A 3,052-nucleotide genomic window follows, 5' to 3' on the forward strand; every position below is an offset into this window, starting at 1 on the left:
CATCCGCGCGACCACGCCCAGGTCATGGCTGACCAGGACCGCGGCGAGGCCGAGTTCCTCGCGCAGGGCGCCGATCAGGTCCAGCACCCCGCGCTGGGTGATCACATCGAGGCCGGTCGTGGGCTCGTCCAGCACGAGCACCTTGGGGCGGGCCGCGATCGCCATGGCGATGGCGACACGCTGCTGCTGCCCGCCGGAGAGTTCGTGCGGATAGCGGCGGGCGAGCTCGCGCGGGCGCTCCAGCCGCACCTGCTCCAACAGGTCCGTGACGGGCACCTCGCCGCCCGCCTCCGCGATCTGCCGTCCGATCCGCATGGACGGCGTCAGGGCGTGGCCCGCGTTCTGCGCGACCATCGCGACCGTACCGCCGCGCAGCCGCCGCAACTCCCGCGCGGACAGCGCGAAGACGTCCTCGCCGTCCACCGAAACGCGCCCGCCCGTGATCCGGGAGCCATGCCGCAGATGCCCCAGAAGCGTCGCGGCGACCGTCGACTTGCCGCTGCCGGACTCGCCGACCAGGGCCAGCGTCCGGCCGGGGCTCACCTCCAGCGACACCTCCTGGACGACGGGCACCTCGCGCCCGCCCGAGCGGTACGCCACGGACAGCTTGTCCACCGAGACGATCGGGGCCCGATCAGCCCGTTCCTGAAGAGTGAGCGGAGTCATCAGACGCCCTCCCTGATCCGGTCCACGCCCCACGCCTTCGACAGGCCGTCGGCCGCGAGGTTGAGCCCGACCACCATCGTGGCCAGGCCGATGATCGGCGCGAGGCTCGCCATCGGCACCACGGTGATCGCGGTGCGGTTCTCCGAGACCATCAGCCCCCAGTCGGGGGTGGGCGGATCCGCGCCGAAGCCGAGGAACGACAGCGACGAGATCAGCAGCACCACCCACGACGCCCGCATCGCGAACTCGACGCACACCACATCGCTGATGTTGGGCAGCACCTCGCGCCGCAGAATCGCCCAGGTGGTCTCGCCCCGGGCCCGCGCCGCGGTGACGTAGTCCTGCGGCACGACGGCGAGCGCGGCACCCCGCACCACCCGCACCACCTGGGGAACGCAGACGACGGCGATGGCCAGCACGATGACCGAGGACCCGGTGCCCAGCGCGGTGACGATCACCAGCAGGACGAGGATCGCGGGGATGGACAGCACCGCGTCCAGGACGCGCATGACCACATCGTCCAGCCAGCCGCCGTGCAGCGCGGCCGCACAGCCGAGGACGGTGCCGAGGGCGATGGTGATGAGGGTCGCGGTGACGGAGACGCCGAGCGCGTACCGCCCGCCGTACAGCACCCGGGTCAGCACATCGCGCCCGTACTGGTCGGTGCCCGCCCAGTGGTCGGCGCTCGGCCCGAGCAGGGCGTGCGAGGCGTCGCCGGTGGTGGGGTGGTACGGCGTGAGCAGCGGGGCGAGCAGCGCGACCACCACATGAACGGCGACGATCGCGAGCCCGATGACGGCCGGGCGGGAGGAGCGCACCGTGCGCCAGGTGCGGGCGGCGAAGCCGGGGCGTACGGACGCGGGCGGCGGCGACGCGGACGACGGGGCCGCGCCCGCGGGCAGCTTCAGGGAGCTCATCGGATCCTCCACTGAGCTCTTCGGATCCTCGACGGAGCTCATCGGATCCTCCCTCCTCGGGTGCGGAGCTTGGGATTGAGGGCCATGGACCCGAGGTCGGCGGCGAGGTTGCAGACGACGTAGACGACCGCGCTGATGAGGGCGATGGCCTGGATGACCGGCAGATCGCGGTTCTGCACGGAGGTGAGCATCAGCTTCCCGATGCCGGGATAGTTGAAGACGTTCTCGACCACGGCGACGCCGCCCACCAGCCAGGCCACATTGAGCGCGATGACGTGCAGCGTGGGCAGCAGGGCGCTGGGCAGTGCGTGCCGGGTGACCACGCGCCAGGTGGTCAGCCCCTTGAGCCGGGCGGTGGTGACGTACTCGCTCGCCATGACGTCGATCACCGAGGTACGGGCCATCCGCACGATGTACGCGGCCATGACGATCGCCAGCGAGGCGGCGGGCAGCCACACCGCCGGGAGCAGCTGCCCGAGTCCGGCCCCCGGCCCGTACAGCACCACGGCGGGAAGCACCGGCACGGTGACGGAGAAGGCGAGCACCAGCACCGTGGCCACGACGAATTCGGGGACGCTCATCCCGACCAGGCTGACCGTGGAGATCAGGTGGTCGGGCCAGCGGTCGCGGTAGAGCCCGGCCACGACGCCGAGGACGACGGATCCGGTGACCGCGAAGAGGACGGTGACGACGGCGATCAGGGCGGAGTTGCCGAGGTACTGGGCGACCTCGCCGCCCACCGGCTTGGTGGTTACCAGCGAGGTGCCGAAGTCGCCGTGCGACGCGCCCTTGATCCAGTCGGCGTACCGCTCCCAGGCGGGCTGGTCGAGGCCCATCTGCTTGCGCAGTGCGGCGACCGCGTCGGGGGTGGCGTCCCTGCCGAGCACCTGGGTGGCGACATCGCCGGGCAGCGCCTGGACGGCCAGGAAGACCATGACCGAGGAGAGCAGCAGGGTGCCGAGCGCGGCGACCACACGGCGGAGGAGAAAAGAGAACATCACGCCCCCTTCAGCCCGATGTGCAGGTAGTCGAACTCGAAGCCGTGCTCGGCGTAGCCGCGCACCTTCCGGGAGATCCCCACGAGCCGGTCGGCGAACATCGGGGTGATGGCCCCGCCCCGCTCGACGACGAGCGTCTGCGCCTGTCCGTACAGCTCACGCCTGCGGCCCTCGTCGATCTCCCGGCGGGCCCGGTCGAGCAGCGCGTCGAACTCCTTGTCGGACCATGCGGTCTCGTTGTACGAGGAGCCGCCGCGGAAGACCTGGTTGAGGAGCTGGTCGACGGGGCGCCCGGTGTACCAGTAGGTGGCCATGAGCGGCTTCTTCATCCAGATCTGGGTGTAGTACGAGTCCGCGGCGGCGGTCTTGACCCGGATCCGGATGCCCGCGCGCCCGGCCGACTCCTGGTAGGCGAGGGCCATGGGCGTGAAGATCGGGTCGTACGAGGAGGTGTAGAGGTCCACCGCCAGC

At 71.2% G+C, this 3,052-nt stretch carries 3 protein-coding genes and 1 pseudogene; all 4 read right to left on the minus strand.

Going from position 1 to position 3,052, the window contains the following annotated elements; translation table 11 throughout:
- Positions 1 to 666, minus strand: a 666-nt coding sequence (locus GWI24_RS42730; RefSeq protein ID WP_210951405.1) for an ABC transporter ATP-binding protein, incomplete at its 3' end; no start/stop codon positions are given.
- Positions 666 to 1,583 carry an ABC transporter permease gene (locus GWI24_RS42735; protein WP_210951407.1) on the minus strand — a complete coding sequence of 306 codons (918 nt, stop codon included), beginning with the start codon at positions 1,581 to 1,583 and terminating at the stop codon, positions 666 to 668. The genes GWI24_RS42735 and GWI24_RS42730, both read right to left, overlap by 1 nt.
- A gap of 38 nt (positions 1,584 to 1,621) precedes the next feature.
- On the minus strand, positions 1,622 to 2,581 hold the full coding sequence (locus GWI24_RS42740) for an ABC transporter permease (protein WP_210951406.1): 960 nt from the start codon (positions 2,579 to 2,581) through the stop codon (positions 1,622 to 1,624).
- Positions 2,581 to 3,052, minus strand: a pseudogene (locus GWI24_RS42745) (peptide ABC transporter substrate-binding protein); the annotation flags it as partial. The pseudogene GWI24_RS42745 and the gene GWI24_RS42740, both read right to left, overlap by 1 nt.

This window comes from Streptomyces sp. MK37H (assembly GCF_018035285.1).
GTDB lineage: Bacteria > Actinomycetota > Actinomycetes > Streptomycetales > Streptomycetaceae > Streptomyces > Streptomyces endocoffeicus.

Bases quoted from the DNA above. Each gene is read 5' to 3' on its own strand.
- GWI24_RS42735 (WP_210951407.1), bottom strand. From the start codon at position 1,583: ATGAGCTCCCTGAAGCTGCCCGCGGGCGCGGCCCCGTCGTCCGCGTCG.
- GWI24_RS42740 (WP_210951406.1), bottom strand. From the start codon at position 2,581: ATGTTCTCTTTTCTCCTCCGCCGTGTGGTCGCCGCGCTCGGCACCCTG.